Origin of the sequence: Corynebacterium flavescens, assembly GCF_008693105.1 — a bacterium.
GTDB lineage: Bacteria > Actinomycetota > Actinomycetes > Mycobacteriales > Mycobacteriaceae > Corynebacterium > Corynebacterium flavescens.
Genome location: NZ_VXKK01000031.1, coordinates 144,126 through 165,641, shown reverse-complemented (window position 1 = coordinate 165,641; position 21,516 = coordinate 144,126). Strand labels below are relative to the sequence as shown.

At 61.6% G+C, this 21,516-nt stretch carries 19 protein-coding genes; 16 read left to right on the top strand and 3 right to left on the bottom strand.

Annotated features, from left to right (window positions below; genetic code table 11):
• Positions 1–5: 5 nt before the first annotated feature.
• Complete coding sequence (gene nusB, locus F4V60_RS06640; RefSeq protein ID WP_170216805.1) at positions 6–761, top strand: transcription antitermination factor NusB; 756 nt, start codon at positions 6–8, stop codon at positions 759–761.
• Positions 762–846: 85 nt separating this feature from the next.
• Here nusB and F4V60_RS06635 read toward each other — a convergent pair whose 3' ends face one another.
• From F4V60_RS06635 to F4V60_RS06625, 3 genes are all read right to left on the bottom strand, one after another.
• Complete coding sequence (locus F4V60_RS06635; RefSeq protein ID WP_075729883.1) at positions 847–1,326, bottom strand: YbjN domain-containing protein; 480 nt, start codon at positions 1,324–1,326, stop codon at positions 847–849.
• The gene (locus F4V60_RS06630; protein WP_075729882.1) at positions 1,319–1,825 is read right to left on the bottom strand and encodes a YbjN domain-containing protein; all 507 of its coding nucleotides are present in this window, start codon (positions 1,823–1,825) and stop codon (positions 1,319–1,321) included. The genes F4V60_RS06635 and F4V60_RS06630 overlap by 8 nt, the downstream gene beginning before the upstream one ends.
• Positions 1,826–1,894: 69 nt before the next feature.
• Positions 1,895–3,247 carry a TIGR01777 family oxidoreductase gene (locus tag F4V60_RS06625; protein WP_075729881.1) on the bottom strand — a complete coding sequence of 451 codons (1,353 nt, stop codon included), beginning with the start codon at positions 3,245–3,247 and terminating at the stop codon, positions 1,895–1,897.
• A gap of 161 nt (positions 3,248–3,408) precedes the next feature.
• Here F4V60_RS06625 and pyrR point away from each other — a divergent pair, with 161 nt between their 5' ends.
• From pyrR to F4V60_RS06550, 15 genes are all read left to right on the top strand, one after another.
• Positions 3,409–3,993 carry a bifunctional pyr operon transcriptional regulator/uracil phosphoribosyltransferase PyrR gene (gene pyrR, locus F4V60_RS06620; protein ID WP_075729880.1) on the top strand — a complete coding sequence of 195 codons (585 nt, stop codon included), beginning with the start codon at positions 3,409–3,411 and terminating at the stop codon, positions 3,991–3,993.
• Positions 3,993–4,946, top strand: a complete 954-nt coding sequence (locus F4V60_RS06615) for an aspartate carbamoyltransferase catalytic subunit (RefSeq protein WP_075729879.1) — start codon at positions 3,993–3,995, stop codon at positions 4,944–4,946. The genes pyrR and F4V60_RS06615 overlap by 1 nt, the downstream gene beginning before the upstream one ends.
• Positions 4,947–4,959: 13 nt before the next feature.
• The gene (locus F4V60_RS06610) at positions 4,960–6,330 is read left to right on the top strand and encodes a dihydroorotase (protein WP_075729878.1); all 1,371 of its coding nucleotides are present in this window, start codon (positions 4,960–4,962) and stop codon (positions 6,328–6,330) included.
• 44 nt (positions 6,331–6,374) lie between these two features.
• Entirely contained in the window at positions 6,375–7,559 is a 1,185-nt protein-coding gene (carA, locus tag F4V60_RS06605) for a glutamine-hydrolyzing carbamoyl-phosphate synthase small subunit (protein ID WP_075731136.1), read from the top strand.
• A gap of 30 nt (positions 7,560–7,589) precedes the next feature.
• A complete protein-coding gene (gene carB, locus F4V60_RS06600; protein WP_075729877.1) occupies positions 7,590–10,925 on the top strand; it encodes a carbamoyl-phosphate synthase large subunit in 3,336 nt (1,111 codons plus the stop codon).
• Positions 10,909–11,772 (top strand): orotidine-5'-phosphate decarboxylase, encoded by an 864-nt coding sequence (gene pyrF, locus F4V60_RS06595; RefSeq protein ID WP_075729876.1) that lies wholly within the window; start codon positions 10,909–10,911, stop codon positions 11,770–11,772. The genes carB and pyrF overlap by 17 nt, the downstream gene beginning before the upstream one ends.
• 280 nt (positions 11,773–12,052) lie before the next feature.
• A complete protein-coding gene (gene mihF / locus F4V60_RS06590; RefSeq protein ID WP_075729875.1) occupies positions 12,053–12,373 on the top strand; it encodes an integration host factor, actinobacterial type in 321 nt (106 codons plus the stop codon).
• Between the two features lie 8 nt (positions 12,374–12,381).
• Positions 12,382–12,951 (top strand): guanylate kinase, encoded by a 570-nt coding sequence (gene gmk / locus F4V60_RS06585; protein WP_075729874.1) that lies wholly within the window; start codon positions 12,382–12,384, stop codon positions 12,949–12,951.
• 38 nt (positions 12,952–12,989) lie between these two features.
• A complete protein-coding gene (gene rpoZ, locus F4V60_RS06580) occupies positions 12,990–13,292 on the top strand; it encodes a DNA-directed RNA polymerase subunit omega (RefSeq protein ID WP_075729873.1) in 303 nt (100 codons plus the stop codon).
• Positions 13,293–13,572: 280 nt separating this feature from the next.
• Positions 13,573–14,841: a bifunctional phosphopantothenoylcysteine decarboxylase/phosphopantothenate--cysteine ligase CoaBC gene (gene coaBC, locus F4V60_RS06575; protein ID WP_084559152.1), complete on the top strand. Its 1,269-nt coding sequence runs from the start codon at positions 13,573–13,575 to the stop codon at positions 14,839–14,841.
• A gap of 136 nt (positions 14,842–14,977) precedes the next feature.
• Complete coding sequence (metK, locus tag F4V60_RS06570) at positions 14,978–16,210, top strand: methionine adenosyltransferase (protein WP_075729872.1); 1,233 nt, start codon at positions 14,978–14,980, stop codon at positions 16,208–16,210.
• 11 nt (positions 16,211–16,221) lie between these two features.
• The gene (locus F4V60_RS06565) at positions 16,222–18,261 is read left to right on the top strand and encodes a primosomal protein N' (RefSeq protein ID WP_075729871.1); all 2,040 of its coding nucleotides are present in this window, start codon (positions 16,222–16,224) and stop codon (positions 18,259–18,261) included.
• 102 nt (positions 18,262–18,363) lie between these two features.
• Positions 18,364–18,873, top strand: coding sequence for a peptide deformylase (gene def / locus F4V60_RS06560; protein ID WP_075729870.1), 510 nt, complete (start codon positions 18,364–18,366; stop codon positions 18,871–18,873).
• Positions 18,874–18,981: 108 nt separating this feature from the next.
• Positions 18,982–19,950 carry a methionyl-tRNA formyltransferase gene (gene fmt / locus F4V60_RS06555; protein WP_075729869.1) on the top strand — a complete coding sequence of 323 codons (969 nt, stop codon included), beginning with the start codon at positions 18,982–18,984 and terminating at the stop codon, positions 19,948–19,950.
• On the top strand, positions 19,947–21,506 hold the full coding sequence (locus F4V60_RS06550) for an RsmB/NOP family class I SAM-dependent RNA methyltransferase (protein WP_075729868.1): 1,560 nt from the start codon (positions 19,947–19,949) through the stop codon (positions 21,504–21,506). Before fmt ends, F4V60_RS06550 begins: the two co-directional genes overlap by 4 nt.
• Positions 21,507–21,516: the final 10 nt, after the last annotated feature.

Here is a 21,516-nt window from a genome sequence, read left to right as displayed (position 1 = left end):
CGTACGTGTCTGAGAACAACGAGTCCCTCGCTGAGCATCCGCGCAAGTCCGGTATTAACCACAAGCGCCATACCGCCCGTTATCGCGCGCGGCGTCGCGCAGCGGATATCCTCTACGAGGCGGAAAACCGCGATGTCGACCCGGTGGCAATCGTGGAAGACCGTATATCTTTGGCCCGTGATCAGCGCAACGGCGTAGCCCCGATCGCGGATTACACCAAAGAAATCGTGGCGGGCGCCGCGGAAGAGCTCGACGCCATCGATGAAACCATCGCGCGTTTCCTCTCGGAGGACTGGGAGTTTCACCGCATCCCTGCTGTGGACCGCGCCATCATGCGCGTATCGGTATGGGAACTGCTCTTCAACCCAGACATTCCTACGGCCACCGCCGTAGTCGAAGGTGTTGAGTTGGCTTCCGAGTACTCCACTGCGCAGGCCGCCCCTTATATTCACGCCGTTTTGGATGACGTTGCCCAGTCGCGTTCAGCTGACAACCCCATGAAAGCCGGCGAAGATACAGAGGGCTCGATTGAGGCTGAGGACTTGGCTGTTGCTGAGGACTTGGCTGACGTTGAGGTTGTTGCTGAGGCCGAGCCTTTGGAAGATACAGAGAGCGTCGAAGGCGCTGTGGTCTCTGCGGAGCCTGCAGAGGCTAAGGATTTGGCTGATGTGGTTGATCCTGCTGATTCTGTAGATTCTGCCGAGGGCGCGGCAGCGCAGGAACCTGCGGAGAACCAAGATTCGCAGGCTCAAGAGTCTTAGGGCCCGCGTAGCTTTCATCCCCAGTACCTTCCCATGATGAGGAAAGGTACTGGGGATGATTGCTTTTGGGGAGTCGCCTTAAGAGCTATTCTTCGTTGGCGCTGGCAGCGGCGGCCGTTTCTGAGCCGAGCTTGCTCATCTCCTCGGCAGCGGCCACCATGGCATCTTGAGCGCCGATGACGGCGTCGACCGCGGCCTTGAGCGCGGAATTAAGCTGCTCATCGCTGAGTCCGGCGGCGCAAGGAATGTCGCGCTCTGAGCGGACGACGAGCATGTCGTCGTGGTCCGTGATGACAACGCGCGCGCCGAAGGCCACCGAGTTAATCTGATTGGCCGCGAGGAAAAGACCTGCGTCGGCAGCGGAGAAGCTGGCATCCGTGGGTACGTCGCAACGGACGATGACTACGGAGTCGAGCACAGCAAACATGCAGGGGAGTCCGTTGAGGTTGGCCGTTGCGGCATCGAGGCTGCCCGTGGTGGGCTCGAGTTCGACGTCGAAAGTAGACATGGCGTCGATGACGCGATCGAGGGTGACAACGGGCAAAGTGAAGTCGGTGTTAGTCATGGTTCGGCTCCTCCCAGGTTACGAGCGCCGGGTATTGTTCTTCGAGGAAAGAAAAGGACTGCAGGATGGCGTCGAGCGTGGACATCACGAAGGCGCCAAGCTGGTTGCGCGAAGCCCCGTGGGTCACGTCAAGCTCGCGCACGCCGGAGGCCGCAAGGGTGTTATCGGGGCCTTCAAAAAAGCGCAGTGTGGGCGCAAAGCTCTGTTGATTCCACGAGTTGATAACGCTGAGCAGCTTGGGGCCTTCCGTGGTGGCAAAGGTCCCGCGCCAGACGGAGTCCACGGTAAGTGTGTCGTTGCGCAGCTGGAGAGCGATGGCAGCGTTGGAGAAACCGGTGCGCAGGATGCGGACGGTCTCATCCTCATCTACCGGCTGCTCCTCGATGCGGTATTGGAGGTTCTCTGAATCAAAGATTTCTGCCACGCGCTCGAGCGTTACTGGCTCAACCGGGGTGTCAGGTAGCAAGGTGGGCACTTGTGAGGTGGATTCTTCAGACACTGGAAAATCTCAGTCCATTCGTGTGGTCGGGGAGATAAAAAAACTAAACTCGTGCCAACCCTACCGAAGTCACGGAGTCCACAGTTCTTCGCCACCCAACTCGTGGGCTAATGCTCCCGCCACCTGGGGGTAGCGGAACGTGTGTCCCGCCTCCTGCAAAGCCGTGGGAAGTACCCGCTGATCGGCTAAAGCTAGCTCGCGGGCGCCTTCTTTACCCAGCAGCAGGGCGGGGCCGAAGGAGGGGATGGGAACTAGGGCGGGACGCTTGAGCTCCTCACCGAGCGCGGAGACGAATTCGCGGTTGAGTACTGGGGTGGGGGAGACGGCGTTGATGGGGCCGGAAAGGGCTTCATCAATAATCGCGCGGAAGTAGATGTCGGTGAGATCATCCATGGCGACCCAGCTATACCAAAACTCGCCTTTGCCGAAGGCTCCGCCCAGTCCAGTGGAAAAAAGTGCCCGCAGGATCGGGAGCATCCCGGTGTTTCCTGAAAGGGCGATTCCTGTGCGGATATTGACTACTCGCTTTCCTGCCTGGGGGGCAGGGGAGGTCGCCTCCTCCCAGTCGGTGACGACATCGGCGAGGAAGCCTTCGCCGCGCTCGGAGTCTTCCGTCAGTTCTTCAGCACCACGGTCGGCGCCGTAGATGCCGATTGCTGAGGCTGTGACCATGGTGCGCACAGAGGAAGTATTGGCAACCAGCTGGGCAAGCAGGCGGGTGGGGTCGACGCGGGAGTCGCGGATGTCTGCCTTGTGGGAGTCATTGAAGCGGCCAAAGATTGGCTCGCCCGCGAGGTGGACCAGCACATCTATTCCCTCGAGGAGCTCGGGTGAAGGGGAGTTGGGGCGCCACCGCCGCTGGCCCTGCTTAGGCTCGGAGCGCACCAACTGGATGACCTCGTGGCCTGCAGTGCGCAGTTGCGCGCTCAGCGCACGGCCGACAGAACCGCGGGAGCCTGTAATCGCAATCTTAAGGCCCGGCGTGCCTTCTTCGAGGAAGGCTCCCATCCGGTTGAGGAAGGAAAAATCCTCAATGAGTTGATGCTGGCGATAGGCAAAGACGGATTCGAGAGCGGAGGAAGGCAGGCGGGTGTCCACGGAATCGGTGACTAAAGTACCCGTGGGGTGATCGGCGAAGTGGTGGTCGTGGCGCCAGTGGGCGAAGCGGCGCATGGGTGCATTGATGCAGACGTCTGAAAAACTGTAGCCCGTTTGATAACGAGAAAGATCGTGGCGGGCAACCCAGCGCAGACCCGCGGGCAGGCCGAGGATAGAGGTCCCATCAGCGAGGCTGGTAGCTTGGGCAATGGGCGTCATAAATGTAAAGGGTGCGTTGAGCCGGCTCAGTGCTCCGGGACGGGTATGCCATGTCCACACCTGTTCGCGGGGGGCGGGAACGACATGCTGTGCGGTGAAGCTCAAAAGGGGTGCACCTCTTCTATTTCGGTTCCAATTCGGATCCACCCACCCATGTGTGAGGAGAGGGTGCTAATATAATCGCTGTCTTCCAATCATAGACATTCATGAGACCATTTACCGGCATCCTTTAAAGACCGCACTGTGAGGCGGGGAAGGAGGTCACGATGAGTGGAAATGACACCGGTGTCGACCAAATCGAGCTTTTAAGCTCCGATGATGTCGCACGCACTGTCGCACGCATCGCGCACCAAGTTATTGAAAAGACGGCGCTTGATTCCGCGGACGCACCACGGGTGCTCCTCGTGGGTATCCCCTCTGGTGGAGTACCGCTGGCTAAGCGCCTTGCGCAAAAGATCGAGGAGTTCTCTGAGGTCAAGATACCCTGCGGCTCTCTCGACATCACCCTCTATCGCGATGACCTGCACAATAAGCCGCACCGCGCTTTGCAGCCCACCCGCATGCCGGATGGCGGAATCACGGGAGCTACGGTCATCCTCGTTGATGATGTGCTCTATTCCGGGCGTACCATCCGCGCGGCTCTCGACGCCTTGGCGGATTCTGGGCGCCCCGAGATCATTCAGCTAGCGGTTCTTGTTGATCGCGGACATCGCCAGGTACCCATACGCGCGGACTATGTGGGAAAGAACATCCCCACCTCCCGCGATGAAGACGTCACCGTATCTATTGCAGAGATCGATGGCCACGATTCAGTCATCCTGACGCGTAACCGCGGGGAGGAGCAGAACTAATGAAACATCTGCTAGATATAGCTGATCTGTCCCCTGCGGAGATCGTGGCCTTGCTCGATGAGGCCGATCGCTTCCACGAGGCGCTTGACGGCCGCGAGGTGAAGAAGCTTCCCACTCTGCGTGGGCGCACTATCTATACCTTGTTCTATGAAAACTCCACCCGCACGCGCTCTTCTTTTGAAACCGCGGGCAAGTGGATGTCGGCGGATGTCATCAACCTCTCCGCGTCGACGTCGTCAGTCAAGAAGGGCGAGTCCTTGAAGGACACCGGATTGACCTTGAGCGCCATCGGCGCAGACGCTCTTATCATTCGCCACCCCTCCTCGGGTGCGGCCCAGCAGCTTGCGCAATGGGTGTGCCCTGGCGGCCAAGGCCCCAGCGTCATCAACGCGGGCGATGGCGCGCATCAGCACCCCACCCAAGCCTTGCTTGATGCGGTGACCATGCGTCAGCGCCTGGGCATCAAGGGCGGGGACTTTAGCGGGCTGCGCGTCAAGATAGTCGGGGATTGCAAGCACTCGCGCGTGGTGCGCTCCAACGTGGATCTGCTCACCGCGCTTGGCGCCGAAGTAACGCTCGTCGCTCCGGCTACCTTGTTACCCTATGGGGTTGAGACCTGGCCGGTGCGTGTGTCTTATGACTTCGACGCGGAGATCGCCGATGCCGATGTAGTGATGATGCTGCGCGTCCAACAGGAACGCATGCATGGAGGTTTCTTCCCTTCACACCGCGAATACGCCAGCCTTTATGGCCTGTCCAAGCAGCGGGCGGCGGCTATGCGCCCTGGCGCCATCGTCATGCACCCGGGGCCAATGTTGCGCGGTATGGAAATCAACTACACCGTCGCGGACTACGCTAAGACGGCCGTCTTGCAACAGGTCAACAACGGAGTCCACCTGCGAATGGCCGTCCTCTTTACCTTGTTGACCAATGGTGAAAACGCCGGAATCTAGGAGAAAGCTCGCAATGAAAGACAATTATCCACTCACCGGCCAACTGAGCGCTCCTGCCGCGCAGACTCTGCTCATCACCAACGTGCGTCCCTATGGCGAGGGCGAGCCCACCGAAGTATTCATCGAGGATGGCGCCATCGCAGCTATCGGCTCCGAGTTGACGGAAACCCACTCTGCCGATAACACCATCGACGGGGCCGGCAGTGTCTTGCTGCCCGGGCTCGTCGATATGCATGTGCACCTGCGCGAGCCGGGCCGCGAGGATACCGAGACTATCGAGACCGGCTCCCGGGCTGCGGCCAAGGGAGGCTTCACCGCCGTGTTCACCATGGCCAATACCACCCCGGTCACCGATCAGCCTGTTATTGCAGAGTCCGTGTGGGCAAAGGCCCAGGCACTGGGCTTGTGCGATGTTCACCCAGTCGGCTCCATCACCAAGGGCTTGGAAGGCAAGACGCTGACCGAGTTCGGGATGATGAAGAACTCGGACGCGAAAGTGCGTATGTTCTCGGACGATGGAAAGTGCGTTCAGGATCCGCAGATCATGCGCCGCGCCCTGGAATACGCCAAGGGGCTCGACGTGCTCTTGGCCCAGCATGCGGAGGATTCCCGTATGACCGAGGGGGCTTGCGCGCACGAGGGGCCTACCTCGGCCAAGCTGGGCTTGCATGGCTGGCCGCGTGTGGCAGAGGAATCCATCGTCGCTCGCGACGCACTTCTGGCTCGTGACTATGGCAACCGCCTGCACATCTGCCACGCCTCCACCACCGGAACCGTCGAGCTGCTCAAGTGGGCCAAGGAGCAGGGCATTCCGCTCACCGCCGAGGTAACTCCGCACCACCTGCTGCTCACTGATGACAAGCTGCGCACCTACGACGGGGTCTACCGCGTCAACCCGCCACTGCGCGAGGAGCATGACACTCTAGCACTGCGCCAGGCTTTGCTCGACGGGCTAATCGATGTCGTGGCTACCGACCACGCCCCCCATGGCTCGGAAGACAAGTGCGTGGAGTTCGAGATGGCCAAGCCCGGCATGCTGGGGTTGGAGTCCTCCTTGGCTGTCATCGCCAAAATTTTTGTCGAATCGGGCTTGGCAGATTGGCGCTTCGTCGCCCGCGTCATGTCCGAGCGACCCGCCGAGATCACCAGGCTGCCCGGCCACGGCCGCCCCATTGCGGTGGGCGAGCCGGCGAACCTCACCATCGTCGACCCGCATAATTCTTGGGTCTCCGATTCCACGCAGCTGGCCTCCAAGTCCGAAAACAACCCTTACGAGGGCGAGGAATTTGGCGCCCGAGTCACGCACACCATCTTGCGGGGAAGGCTCACCTACAACCTCGCCACCGACGGGGCCGCGTCCTTGGCACAAGAAGAAGCGAAGTAACCTTGAACACACAGATTAATTCTCAGGCTCAGAAAGGCCACGCAGTGACTGAAACCACCCCGGCTAACAACCCGGCACCCATCCCGGCCATCCTGGTACTGGCTGACGGCCGCGCTTTCCGCGGATACGGCTTTGGCGCCACCGGCACTTCTCTGGGAGAGGCCGTGTTTAACACCGCGATGACCGGCTACCAAGAAACGCTGACGGATCCTTCCTACCACCGCCAGATCGTCGTGAGCGCGGCTCCCCACATCGGCAACACCGGGTGGAACGACGAGGACAATGAGTCCCACGGAAACAAGATCTGGGTCGCTGGCTTGGTTATCCGCGACTTGGCACACCGTGTGTCCAACTGGCGTGCTGCGCGTTCCCTTCCGGAGGAGATGAGTGCCCAGGGCATCATCGGCATCCGCGGCGTAGATACCCGCACCCTCGTGCGCCACCTGCGCAACTACGGTTCCATCGCCGCCGGAATCTTTTCTGGCGAGGCCGCACAGCGCCCCGTCGATGAACTCGTCGCCGAGGTCAAGGGGCAAGAGTCCATGCAGGGCGCGGATCTTTCCGCACAGGTGAGCACCACCGAGCCATATACCGTTGCCGCCGAGGGCGAGAAGCGCTTCAAGGTCGTGGCCTATGACATGGGTATTAAGACCGCAACCCCGCGCCACTTTGCTAAGCGCGGCATCGAAACCATCGTGGTCCCCGCAGGTACTTCCTTCAAGGACATCATGGCTTATGAGCCGGACGGCGTATTCGTCTCCAATGGCCCAGGAGATCCCGCCACGGCCGATGACATGGTCGCGGTCGTGCGAGACATCCTCGCGGCGAAGGTTCCTTTCTTCGGCATTTGCTTTGGCAACCAGATTCTGGGCCGCGCGCTCGGGCTTGGCACCTATAAGTTGAAGTTTGGTCACCGCGGCATCAACGTCCCAGTGCTCAACCACAAGACCGGCAAGATCGACATCACCTCCCAGAACCACGGCTTCGCGCTGGAGAATCCGGCAGGGGAGGGCAAGCCTGCTGGAGGTGCTGCATTCACCTCAGATTTCGGCCCTGCCACCGTCACGCATACCTGCCTTAACGATGACGTTGTCGAGGGCGTGGCGCTCGATGACGGAATGGCCTTCTCGGTGCAGTACCACCCGGAGTCTGCCGCCGGCCCGCACGATGCGAACCCGCTTTTTGATCAGTTCATTGAGCTGATGACTCAGCACACCCCGAATAAGTAGAAACAACCAGGAGCAAGGAAGAAAACACTCATGCCAAAGCGCACCGACATCAACCACGTCCTGGTCATCGGCTCCGGCCCGATCGTCATCGGCCAAGCCTGCGAGTTCGACTATTCCGGAACCCAGGCCTGCCGAGTCCTCAAGCAAGAAGGACTGCGGGTGACCCTGGTCAATTCCAACCCGGCCACCATCATGACTGACCCCGAGTTCGCGGATCACACCTACGTGGAGCCCATCGAGCCGGAGTTCATCGAAAAGATCCTGGCCAAGGAAATCGCAGAGGGCCACCCCATCGATGCCGTCCTGGCCACACTCGGCGGCCAGACCGCACTGAATGCGGCCATTCAGCTCGACCGCCAAGGCATTCTTGAAAAGTATGACATCGAGCTCATCGGCGCGGATATCGCTGCTATCGAGCGCGGCGAGGATCGCCAGAAGTTCAAAGACATCGTTGCCTCCATCGGTGGCGAGTCGGCCCGCTCCCGCGTGTGCCACAACATGGACGAGGTGCATGAAACGGTAGCCGAGCTCGGCCTGCCCGTCGTGGTCCGCCCCTCCTTCACCATGGGCGGCCTGGGATCCGGCCTGGCCTATAACCACAAGGACCTCGACCGCATTGCCGGTGGCGGATTAGCCGCCTCTCCCGAGGCCAACGTCCTCATCGAGGAGTCCATCCTCGGGTGGAAAGAGTTTGAGCTAGAGCTCATGCGTGACCATGACGATAACGTCGTTGTCATCGCCTCCATCGAAAACGTTGACGCTCTGGGTGTGCACACGGGAGATTCCGTCACTGTCGCTCCCGCGCTAACGCTGACGGACCGCGAGTATCAGAACATGCGTGACCTGGGCATCGACATCATCCGCGCGGTGGGCGTCGATACCGGCGGATGTAACATTCAGTTTGCGGTCAACCCCAGCAACGGGCGCATCATCGTCATCGAGATGAACCCGCGCGTCTCCCGTTCTTCCGCGTTGGCGTCGAAAGCCACCGGCTTCCCCATTGCCAAGCTGGCGGCCAAGCTGGCCATTGGCTATTCCTTGGATGAGGTCACCAATGACATCACCGGCGTGACCCCAGCGGCTTTCGAGCCCACCTTGGACTACGTCATCGTCAAGGCCCCGCGCTTTGCTTTCGAGAAGTTCCCCGGCGCCGATGACACTCTGACCACCACCATGAAGTCTGTCGGTGAGGCCATGGGCATTGGCCGCAACTACATCGCGGGCCTCAACAAGGTCATGCGTTCCCTGGAGAACAAGCCTTCTGGCTTCTGGACTCAGCCGGATGAATACTTCGCGGGCGAGCGTGCCACCAATGTCGCTGCTGTGCTCGAGGACCTCAAGCGTCCTACCGAGGGCCGCATGTATGACATCGAGCTAGCGATGCGCCTGGGTGCCACCGTCGATGAGATTCATGAGGCCTCCGGAGTGGATCCGTGGTTCCTGGCCGAGCTAGAGGCATTAGTGGAGATGCGTCAGGTGCTCGTCGAGGCACCCGTGCTGGATGCGGCGTTGTTGCGCCAGGCCAAGGTCTTCGGGCTTTCCGACGGCCAGATTGCCGCACTGCGCCCCGAGTTCGCCGGGGAAGAGGGCGTGCGTTCCCTGCGTTGGTCGCTGGGAATCCGCCCCGTTTATAAGACGGTGGACACCTGTGCCGGCGAGTTCGAGGCACAGACTCCTTATCACTACAGCGCTTATGAGCTTGACCCGGATGCTGAGTCCGAGGTAGCGCCACAGCACGAGCGCGAGAAGGTCATCATCTTGGGCTCTGGGCCCAACCGCATCGGCCAGGGTATCGAGTTCGATTACTCCTGCGTACACGCAGCCTTGGAGCTTTCCCGCAAGGGTTATGAGACCGTCATGGTCAACTGCAACCCAGAGACCGTGTCGACGGACTATGACACCGCGGACCGTCTCTACTTCGAGCCACTGACCTTCGAGGACGTCATGGAGGTCTACCATGCGGAGAAGGAGTCCGGCACCGTGGCGGGCGTCATCGTCCAGCTCGGCGGCCAGACCCCGCTCGGCCTGGCTGAGCGCCTGCAGGAGGCTGGGGTTCCCGTGGTGGGCACGTCGCCCGAGGCCATTAACCTGGCAGAGGATCGCGGCGAGTTCGGCAAGGTCCTGGACAAGGCCGGGCTGCCCGCGCCGGAGTTTGGCACCGCTACCTCCTTCGCGGAGGCACGTGCCGTGGCCAACGAGATTGGCTACCCGGTCCTCGTGCGTCCTTCCTATGTGTTGGGTGGCCGCGGCATGGAGATTGTTTATGACGAGTCCGCGCTGCATGACTACATCGAACGCGCTACCGAGCTCTCCCCGGACCACCCGGTCCTCGTAGACCGCTTCTTGGATTCCGCCATCGAGATCGACGTTGATGCGCTCTGTGATGGCACCGAGGTCTACCTCGGCGGCGTTATGGAGCACATCGAGGAGGCCGGAGTTCACTCGGGCGACTCCTCCTGTGCGCTGCCGCCGATGACCCTGGGACCCCAGGACATCGACAAAGTACGTGAGTCCACTCGCAAGCTGGCAGAGGGCATCGGCGTCAAGGGCCTGATGAACGTCCAGTACGCGCTCAAGGACGATGTGCTCTATGTTATTGAGGCCAATCCGCGCGCCTCGCGTACCGTGCCCTTCGTCTCGAAGGCGACGGGTGTCCCGCTGGCCAAGGCCGCGGCCCGCGTCATGCTGGGCTCGAGCATCGCCGAGCTCAAGGAAGAGGGCATGATTCCTACCGACTATGACGGTGGTTCCCTGCCTATGGAGCACCCCATTGCAGTCAAGGAAGCGGTCTTGCCCTTCAACCGCTTCCGCACCCCGGACGGCAAGTTGCTTGACACGCTCTTGTCCCCAGAGATGAAGTCCACCGGTGAGGTCATGGGCTTAGCCGATAACTTCGGTGCTGCCTACGCCAAGAGCGAGATTGCTGCCTTTGGCACGCTGCCTACCGAGGGAACCGTGTTCGTCTCGGTGGCCAACCGGGACAAGCGCACGCTCATCTTCCCGATTCAGCGCCTCTACAGCATGGGATACAAGATCATCGCCACCGCTGGAACGGCGCAGATGCTGCGGCGTAACGGCGTGCAGTGTGAGGTGGCCACGAAGGTCTCGGATGCCAAGGCCGGCCAAGAAGACATCGTTGACCAGATTCTCGGTGGCAAGATTGACCTCATCTTGAATACGCCTGCCGGCTCGGCAGGTGCGCGCCACGATGGCTATGAGATCCGCGCAGCCGCGGTTTCGGTCGGCGTTCCGCTCGTGACCACCGTCCAGGGCGTTACCGCTGCGGTACAGGGCATCGAGGCTCTGCGTACCGGGGAGATGCAAGTCTGCGCGCTACAGGAGCTCCAGCATGGCCCTGCACACTAGCGCCGAGGTACAAGCGCCGGGGGAGACCTTCGGCGAGCGCCTAGTTCGTGCCGGACGTCAGAGAGGGCGCCTGTGCGTAGGCATCGATCCGCATCCACATCTCATCCATCAGTGGGGCCTTGACTATAACGTCGACGGATTGCGCACTTTCTCGCGCATCTGTGTGGAGGCTTTTGCTGATACCGCCGCTCTGGTGAAGCCACAGGTCGCTTTCTTTGAGCGTTTCGGCTCGCAAGGCTTCGCGGTCTTGGAGGAGGTGCTTGCCACGCTGCGTGAGGCCGGCTGCCTGACACTGGCGGATGCCAAGCGCGGGGATATCGGTTCGACCATGGCTGGCTATGCCCAGGCGTGGCTGGGGGAGGACTCCCCGTTGCGTGCGGATGCGGTGACGCTCTCGCCCTACTTGGGCGTGGGTGCTTTGGAGCCTGCTTTTGCGGCTGCCCAGGCCGCCGGGCGCGGTGTGTTCGTTCTCGCTGCCACCTCCAATCCAGAGGCAGTGGAGCTGCAGTCCACGCGGCGCGCAGACGGGCGCAGCATCGCTCAGTCGGTGGTTGATGCCTGCGGGCAGGTTAACGCGGACAACAACGCACCTGGCGTACCCGGCAACATCGGTGTGGTCATCGGAGCGACCTTGGACTCTCCTCCGGAGCTTGCTGGGCTCTCAGGCCCGGTTCTGCTGCCGGGAGTGGGTGCCCAAGGCGCCAGTGCAGGCGACGTAGCGAGCATTGTCGGCGTAGCTCCGGAGTTAGGCTTTGCCAACGTGTCTCGGGCCATCTTGAGCCAGGGGCCCAAGGTCTCTGGCCTGCAAGAAGCGGTGCATCGCACGGCCGCTGACTTCGGTGCCTAAGCGCTCTTTGTGGCGTGATTAACCTCCGGTTCTCTAACCTGGTAGTTTGTACATGGCAATGCGATGACGTGCTCATATGGGTCGCCTTTAGGCCCTGCAGTACTTCATCTCCGTGTGACCAGTGCTAGGATTGCCAGAAGTCGGTTCGCTACATCCGCGTAATTCGCGGTGAGCGCAGGCAGAAAAAGCCTCGTTTAGCAGCCGGAATCTGGCGCCCAGTACTTAAACTAGTACGTGGTGCTAGACGTAAATTATTCAAACTATGAATCGGAGGAAACCCGTGGCCCTTCCAAAGTTGACTGATGAGCAGCGCAAAGAAGCTCTTGCAAAGGCTGCCGAGGCTCGTAAGGCTCGCGCTGAGCTCAAGGCCGCGCTCAAGCGCGGTGAGACCAACCTGAAGGACGTCTTGGCCAAGGCCGAGTCCGACGAGATCATTGGCAAGACCAAGGTCTCCGCTCTCCTCGAGGCACTGCCTAAGGTTGGCAAGGTCAAGGCAAAGGAAATCATGGAAGACCTGGAGATTGCCCAAACCCGTCGCCTGCGCGGTCTGGGAGACCGTCAGCGTCGCGCCCTGCTCGAGCGCTTCGGCTTCGGCGAGTAAATATCGCTATGCCTGACGCAACTGCACGCGGACGCCTAGTCGTATTGGCCGGACCTTCCGCAGTGGGCAAGTCCACCGTAGTTTCGCGTCTGCGCAATGACGTCAAGGATCTTTATTTCAGCGTCTCCATGACTACCCGCAAGCCTCGCCCGGGCGAGCGGGACGGTGTCGATTATTTCTTCGTTAGCCCGGAGGATTTTCAAAAGCATATCGATGCCGGGGAAATGCTTGAATGGGCAGATATCCACGGAGGGTTGCAGCGCTCCGGAACCCCGGCTCAGCCGGTGGGGGATGCCTTAGCCGCCGGTCGCCCGGTCTTGGTCGAGGTCGATCTTGAAGGCGCTCGCAACGTCAAGGAGCGGCTGTCGGAGGCAGAGACCGTGTTCTTGGCACCGCCCTCGTGGGAGGTACTCGTTGACCGCCTAACGGGCCGGGGCACGGAACCTCAAGATGTCATTGATCGTAGGCTGGAGACAGCCCATGAAGAACTTGCCGCTCAAAAAGAGTTTGACCATGTAGTCGTCAACGAAAATCTCGATGATGCCGTGGCGGCAATCAGTGCTATTCTGCGTGGGTAGCACTATTTTGACCAGATTCAACAAAAGTAAAGGTGCATGTGACTAACGTGACCACCCCAGCTAACACTGAGGCCGCGAAGCCGGAGCCGGTATTCGATCCGCCAACGGGAATTACCTCCCCGCCTATCGATGAGCTGCTCTCCAAGGTCTCGTCTAAGTACGCCTTGGTTATCTTCGCCGCCAAGCGCGCGCGCCAGATCAACAGCTACTACCAAGAGCAAGATGAGGGCGTATTCGAGTTCGTCGGACCCCTCGTCACTCCAGAGCCCGGCGAGAAGCCGCTGTCTATCGCCCTGCGCGAAATTGACGCGGACCTGCTCGTCCACGAAGAGGGCAAATAAGGTTGACGGGGTATTCCCCGCCTTCTTATCGCGAGAGCCCCGCTGCAGACATTCTGCGGCGGGGCTCTCGTTTCCTATCTCACTGCCGCTGGTCGAAGGTGTCTTTAGTGTGTTCACTGCAAGCAGTGGCCAAAAACTTCAAGAAGTTAGCCACTATTTACAGTGAACACGCCGGCCTCGTCCTTAATGGACGTTTGAAGCACTGGTGCGGTGAATGAACCGTGATGCCGACTGAGCCCGCCACTGAGAGGCTTTCAACGCGGTAGGTAGAATCGAGCGCGTGAATAATTCCAGCGCCAGTACTTCGTCCTCTGCTTCTCCCTTGAACATCGTTGTGGGAGTCGCGGGAGGCATCGCCGCTTATAAGGCTTGCCATCTCATCCGGGACTTCACCGAGGGTGGAGACAGCGTCCGGGTGGTTCCGACTCCCACGGCGCTCAACTTTGTGGGTGCCGCAACTTTTGAGGCGCTGTCGGGGCAGTCGGTGTCGACGTCGGTGTTTGACGCGGTAGACAGGGTCCAGCACGTGGACATCGGCCAGCGTGCAGACGCCATTGTTGTCGCCCCCGCCACGGCTGATCTTATTGCCCGCGTAGCGGGGGGACGCGCCGATGATCTTCTCACCGCTACTATTTTGGTGGCGACCTGCCCGGTGGTCATCGCCCCAGCGATGCACACCGAAATGTGGCTTAACCCGGCCACACAGGACAACGTGGCTACGCTGCGCCGCCGGGGGATCATGGTCTTAGAACCCGCCCAGGGGCGTCTCACCGGCAGCGATAGCGGGCCGGGGCGCCTGCTGGAGCCGGGGCAGATTGCACAGCTGGTGCGCACGGTGGTGGCCGGCTATCCCATCGCCCATGATTGGGCGGGCAAGAAGGTAGTGATTTCTGCCGGCGGAACACAAGAGAACCTTGACCCAGTGCGCTACCTGGGGAACCGTTCCTCTGGGCGCCAAGGCTTCGCGCTCGCTGAGCTGGCGGCGCAACGGGGGGCAGACGTTACCGTCGTGGCCGGCAATGTTGAGCAGCTTCCTACCCCGGCAGGTGCCAAGATTCGCTCGATCGTCTCCGCCCAGCAGCTCGAGGAGGTCATGGGAGAGGAGTCCGCTGATGCCGATGTCATCATCATGTCTGCAGCCGTCTCAGATTATCGCCCGCGTTCGGTGGCCGGATCCAAACTGAAGAAGGGCAAGGCGGATGCGCAGTTGGAGAGGCTGGACCTCGTGCTTAATCCGGACGTGTTGGCAGGCCTCGTCGCCAAGCGCGAACGTGCGGAGATCAATCCTGCGGCGATCATCGTAGGATTTGCCGCCGAGACCGGGGACGCAGAGCATTCGGCGCTGGATTTTGCGAAGGCGAAGTTCCAGCGCAAGGGCTGCGATCTGCTCATGGCCAATGCCGTGGGCCAGGGGAAGGTCTTTGGCCAGGCCACCAATGAGGGCTGGTTGCTGCGCAAAGATGTGGAGCCGACGGTTGTTGAGAAGGGCTCCAAGCAGGTGGTGGCAGCACAGATCCTTGACGCGGTAGCCCAGCTCATGGGGCACTAGACTGGGCTAGTTGCTTGCATAGACCGCTTAGTCTATGCTGGGTTACTGTTCGCGCTTTGCCCGCGCCTTTTGCGCGCCGAGCCGCTCCCGATCCCACCACATCGCCACAGGGCGAGAATCTATTAAAGGATTAACCGTGACTGTTAACGCTGCGCAGGCCACGCGCCTGTTTACCAGTGAATCTGTAACTGAGGGGCACCCAGACAAGATCTGTGACGCCATCTCTGATGCCATCTTGGATGCCCTCCTCGATAAGGACCCGCACGCGCGCGTTGCCGTGGAGACTCTGGTTACCACCGGCCAGGTGCATGTTGTGGGGGAGGTGCGCACCGTGGGTTACGTGGAGATTCCCCAGATCGTGCGTAAGACTCTAACCGACATCGGTTTTACTTCATCAGACGTAGGCTTTGACGGGCACACCTGCGGCGTCAATGTCGCCATTGGTGAGCAGTCCCAGGAAATCGGCGCCGGCGTTGATACCTCAACCGAGGCCCGTGATCGCAGCAGTGACTTCGACGAAGAAAACGATCTTTATGGCGCGGGGGACCAGGGCCTCATGTTTGGCTATGCCACCAACGAGACCCCGGAGCTCATGCCTCTGCCCATCGCGGTGGCCCACCGCCTGTCGCGCCGCCTGGCCCAGGTGCGCAAGGAAGACATCGTGGGGCACCTGCGGCCGGATGGCAAGACGCAGGTGACCTTCGCCTACACCCCTGAGGGCGAGCCTTCACACCTGGATACCATCGTCATTTCTACCCAGCACGATCCCGGGGTGACCCAGGAATGGCTGGCCCAGCAGTTGCGCGAGCACGTCATCGAGTGGGTAGTCAAGGATGCGGGCCTGGAGCGGTACTACCGTGGCGATACCTCACTGCTTATTAATCCCTCCGGCTCTTTCATCCTGGGCGGACCAATGGGGGATGCGGGCCTGACCGGGCGCAAGATCATCGTGGACACCTACGGTGGCATGGCCCGTCACGGCGGCGGCGCCTTCTCCGGCAAGGACCCTTCCAAGGTGGACCGCTCCGCCGCCTACGCCATGCGCTGGGTGGCCAAGAACCTCGTGGCGGCAGGCCTTGCCGAGCGGGCGGAGGTGCAGGTGGCCTACGCCATCGGCCGCGCCAAGCCGGTGGGCCTCTACGTGGAGACCTTCGGCACCGCCCAAGGCGGCCTCACCGACGAGCAGATCCAGGCTGCGGTCAACGAGGTATTTGATCTGCGGCCTGCAGCTATCATCCGTGAACTCGATCTTCTGCGCCCCATTTACCGGCAGACGGCAGCATATGGACACTTTGGGCGCACCGACGTTGCGCTGCCCTGGGAGGCAACCAACCGTGCCGATCTACTGCGCGCGGCGGTCGGACTGTAGAATCTGAGCCTATGCCGCACAGAACTCCCGCCGCCCACAAACCGGTCGCGCGGGTGTTGCCATTGCTGGGGGTGGCACACCTTGACCGTGGGTTTGATTACCGCGTCAGCGAGGAACAGTCCGCGGAGGCTCAGCCTGGCGTTCGGGTGCGCATCCGCTTCAACGGGCGCCTGAGTGACGCGATTGTGCTCGAGCGGCGCTCCGAGAGTGAGTTTCCTGGTGAGCTGCGTTACCTGGAAAGAGTCCTCTCGCCCTATGCAGTCTACCCTCCTCGCCTTGCCCGCTTGGTGGATTCCCTGGCGGATCGATATGGCGGGGTGCGCTCCGACATCATCCGCTCCGCCATTCCACCGCGCCACGCCAAGGCGGAAGAATCCGATCTGGACTCCACGTGGGAGGAGCTCGGCAACGCCGGCGAGCCCGATCTTTCGGGTTGGTCAGCCTATGAGCACGGCGAATCCTTCGTCGATTCCGTTTTGGGCGGCAACGTGGCCCGTGCGGCGTGGCAGATAGCACCCGGTGATGACTGGGCAGGCGCCCTCGCCGCGCTGAGCGTGAAGATCGCCATATCCGGCAAGGGCGTGCTGCTCGTCGTTCCTAATCAGAAGTGCGTCGCACAGCTGGAGGCAGCGTTGCGCGAGTATGTCTCTGCCAAGCAAGTAACCGTCTTGGGCAATTCCATTGGCCCGCAGGCGCGTTACCGCCGCTACCTCTCCGCGTTGGTGGGGCAGTCCCGCATCGTGGTGGGCACCCGCTCGGCCGCCTTTACACCGGTTCATAACCTGCGCCTGGCCGTGATAGTTCACGACGGGGATGACAACCTCGTTGATAGCCTCAAGCCCTATGTCCACGCCCGGGAGGTCCTGAGCACCCGGTGCGCGCAGGAGGGCTGCAGCCTTATCCTCGCCGGGCATTCCCGCACGGCTGAGACCCAGTTGCTCGTGGAATCCGGGTGGGCCCACGATCTGGTGGCCAGCGAGTCCACCATTCGCGCCCGGCGTCCGGCCATTGCGGCGGTGGGGACTTATGGCTTTTCGGTGGCTCGGGATATGCAAGGCGGCACCACCTCTGTTGCGGGCCCGGCCTATCAGGCCGCCGCCTCAGCACTCGAGCGCGGCAAGCCGGTATTGGTTCAGGTTCCGCGCAAGGGCTATGCACCTATTCTGGCCTGTGGGCAGTGCCGGGCACCCGCGCGTTGCCGTCACTGTAATGGGCCGTTGGGTTTGGGTTTAGACCCTCAACATCCAGGTGGCCAGGGGCAGGCCTCGCTTCCCACCTGTGCGTGGTGTGGCCGGGTCGATTCCAAGCACCGCTGTAGCGAGTGTGGTTCTCCGCGCCTGCGTGCGATTGTCTTGGGTGCACAGCGCACCGCCGAAGAACTTGGTCGGGCCTTCGCGCGCACACGCATCGTGGTCTCGGGCGGAAACAAGATCATCGATGAGATCGACACCCAGCCCTGTCTCGTCATCGCCACCCCGGGGGCCGAGCCACTCCTTAGGGGTGGCGGCCGCTATGGCGCGGCCCTGCTTCTCGACGGCGCCTCTTTATTGGGCCGCCAGGATCTCCGGGCCACGGAGGACACTCTGGCCACCTGGGCGCAGGCAGCCACCTTGGTGGAGCCGGCGTCGCAAGCCGGGCGCGTTATCGTCGTGGCCGATGAGGAGCTTCCGGTGGTTAAGGATTTGCTCGCCTGGGACATGGCGGGCGCCGCCCGCAGGGAGTTGGAGGAACGCCGCGAAGTCCGTTTCCCGCCGGCCGTGCACATGGCCGCTGTCGACGGAGCAGACAAGGCTCTCGATGCTTTCTTAGACCTGGTCGAGCTTCCCGTCCACGCTGAGGTTCTCGGTCCCGTGCCCTTGCCTGCCGGCCAGCAGTTGCCTGGTGAATATGACAGGCAGCGTTGGGGCCCAGCGCAACGTGTGCTCATTCGCGTGCCCTTGGGCCCGCGCGCCGAGTTGGGCACAGCGCTGCGGTGCGCCAATGCCGCGCGCAGTGCCCGCAAGGAGGACGTGCCCCTGCGCATCCAGGTCGATCCCATTCACGTGGGCTAGAAGTAGGTGAACTATCCTCGGATACGTTAAAGGCGCCAGCGCCCGCGTCTTTCGCACTAGGTCCAACATTTCGCACTAGGTCTAATATTAGGGAGATAATCGGTGAGCGTTCGAGACATTCGCATGTATGGTGACCCCGTGCTCAGCACGCGGGCAACAGAGATCGATCATTTTGACTCCGGGGTGCAGACCTTGGCCGCGGACATGTTAGAAACCATGGACGCCGCCGGTGGAGTGGGGCTCGCGGCTAATCAGATCGGGGTCACGAAGCGGGTTTTCGTCTTCGATTGCACCCACGTGCACAGCGGTCTGCGCGGGGCCATCATCAACCCAGTGTGGCGCCCACTGAGTGAAGCCAAGCAGTCGGGCACGGAGGGCTGTCTTTCCATTCCCGGTATCTCCTTGGAGACTCAGCGCTACGAGTCTGTGGTGGTAGCGGGACGGGACGTGCGTGGAAACGCGATCTCCCTCGTGGCCCGCGGGTTGCTGGCGCGGTGCATCCAGCACGAGAGTGACCACCTGGATGGGGTGTTGTTTCTACAACGCCTCGAGCCGAGTCTGCGTAAGGAAGCGATGCGCGAGATCAGAAACTCCAGCTGGTTCAACGCTTAGCAGGGGCTCGCCGCCGATTAGACTGTCTAAGAATTCTGCTGTTACAGACAGCACTCAACTCATAGCACTTATTACACAGCACTTAACTTCTAAGGAGATAACTACTCTATGCGCATAGTTTTTGCCGGGACTCCGGAACCTGCCGTTGTGGCACTGGAGAAGCTACTGGCTTCCGAGCACGAGGTGGTGGCCGTTATCACGCGTCCCGATGCGCGCAGGGGCCGCGGGCGCAGCCTGCACCCCAGCCCCGTCAAAGAACTTGCGCAGTCTCACGGCATAGAGGTCTTGACTCCCGCCACGCTGAAGGCTGATTCTGCCGATGGGAAAGAGGTACGCGAGCGCCTGCGCGAGCTTAATCCTGCGGCGATACCGGTCGTGGCCTATGGCAACTTGATACCGCAAGATCTTCTTGATCTGCCGGAGCATGGTTGGATAAACCTCCACTTTTCCCTCCTGCCTGCCTGGCGGGGTGCCGCCCCCGTTCAGGCTGCAATTGCCGCTGGCGATGACATCACCGGTGCCACCACCTTCCGCATTGATGAGGGACTCGACACTGGCCCAGTGCTTGGCACCCTCTCTGCCGCGATTGAAGCGGGCGATACCTCAGACGATCTCCTCACCCGCTTGGCTTATGCAGGCGCGGATCTCTTGGCAGCTACGCTCGATGGCTTAGAGGCGGGGGCTCTAGTACCCCAAGAACAGCGCGGTGAACCCACCTATGCGCACAAGATAACCGCAGAGGACGCGCGGATTAACTGGGATAGCCCGGCCTTTGCCATCGATCGCCAGATCCGCGCGCACACACCGGCCCCAGGCGCATGGACCTTGTTGGGCACAGAGCGCTTCAAGCTCGGCCCCGTGAGCATGACGCCGGATGCGGCCATCGGAGACATCACAGAAGAGACTACAACGCAGCTCCCCGCGGGTCAGCTGCACATAGACAAACACGCCGTGTATGTGGGAACGGCTACCGTCCCAGTTAAGCTGGGTCTAATCCAGCCACCCGGCAAGAAGAAGATGAACGCCGCCGATTGGGCCCGTGGCCTCGGCGAAGTAGGAGAGGTGAGCTTTTCATGAGCGGAGGATTTAGATCTCGGTCCAAGTCCGGCGATCGGCCCCAGCCCGAACGCGGCGCTAAGGCGGGCAGGGCGGACAGGGCGGGCAAGCCCCGCGAGGCACGCGCTCCACGCCATAACAGAGGACGAGATGGCGCGGGCGGTCGCGAGCGCGATAGCACTGGGGATTTCTTCCAACAGGCACGGCGCAGCGGGGTAGATATGCCTCGCGCCGTGGCTTATGAGGTGGTGCACCGCGTTAACGTGGCCGCGGCCTTTGCCAACCTTGTTCTCCCCAAGGCGCTGCGCACCCAGCGTCTAGAGGGCCGGGATGCGGCTTTTGCCACCGAACTTACCTATGGCACGCTGCGCACGCAGGGTGTCTTGGATGCGGTGATTGCCAAAAGCGCCACGCGGGGGCTGGGGGATATCGCCCCGGAAGTCCTCGACGCACTGCGGCTGGGGACCTACCAGGTTCTCTATACCCGGGTGGAGCCGCACGCTGCAGTTGATACCACCGTCCGGCTCGTTGAGGCGGCCGGTCAGGAAAAGGCTAAGGGCTTTGCCAACGGAATCATGCGCACCATCACGCGTACTCGCCCTGAGCAGTGGATTGAGAAGCTGACCCCCGCAGGTGAGATCCCGGCTGCCGCCTTCCGCCATGCGCATCCCACCTGGATCGCGGAGTCTTTCGCCCGCGTACTTGGCTTGGGCGAGCTCGATGAGGCTCTCGCGGCCGACTCCGAGCGCCCCATTGTCCACCTCGTTGCTCGTCCCGGTGAGATCACCGCGGAGGAGTTGGCGGCTATCACCGGATTCGAACAGGGCAAGTATTCTCCCTATGCGGTGTACATGGATTCGGGCGATCCCGGCTCTTTGGAGCCTGTGCGCCAGGGACTTGCAGCGGTACAGGACGAGGGATCGCAGCTCATTGCCCGTGCTCTCGTCGAGGCCCCGGTGGAGGGCGAGGACGGCGGGCGCTGGCTGGATCTCTGCGCCGGCCCCGGAGGCAAGGCGGCGCTCATCGGAGCGTTGGCGCGCACTGATCAGGCCCACGTCGATGCGGTGGAAATCACCGCGCACCGCGCCGAGCTCATCGAGAAGACCGTTGCAGATCTCCCCGTTAGTGTTCACGTGGCAGATGGACGCAACCCGGGCCTCGAGCCTGGTTTCGATCGCGTGCTTGTCGACGCCCCCTGTTCCGGCCTCGGCTCCCTCCGTCGCCGCCCCGAAGCACGCTGGCGCAAGTCGGAAGAAGATCTTGCCGGGCTCAACACACTGCAGTACGAGCTCTTGAGTTCAGCGCTGAACCTGGTGCGCCCAGGGGGAGTGGTGATCTACTCCACGTGTTCGCCCGATAAGCGCGAGACCCGCGATATTGTTGAGCGCGCGGTATCCGAGCTAGGAGCCCAGGAGCTAGATGCCCATGCCCTTATTCCCGATATGCCGGAGGTAGGCCACGAGAAGTCCGTGCAGATGTGGCCACACCGCCATGGCACCGATGCAATGTTTTTCGCCGTCTTGCGCCGCGGGGGCCAAGCGCTGCCAACGAGGGCTAAAGCAGGGGACAGGCGCTAGCCGGGAAGGC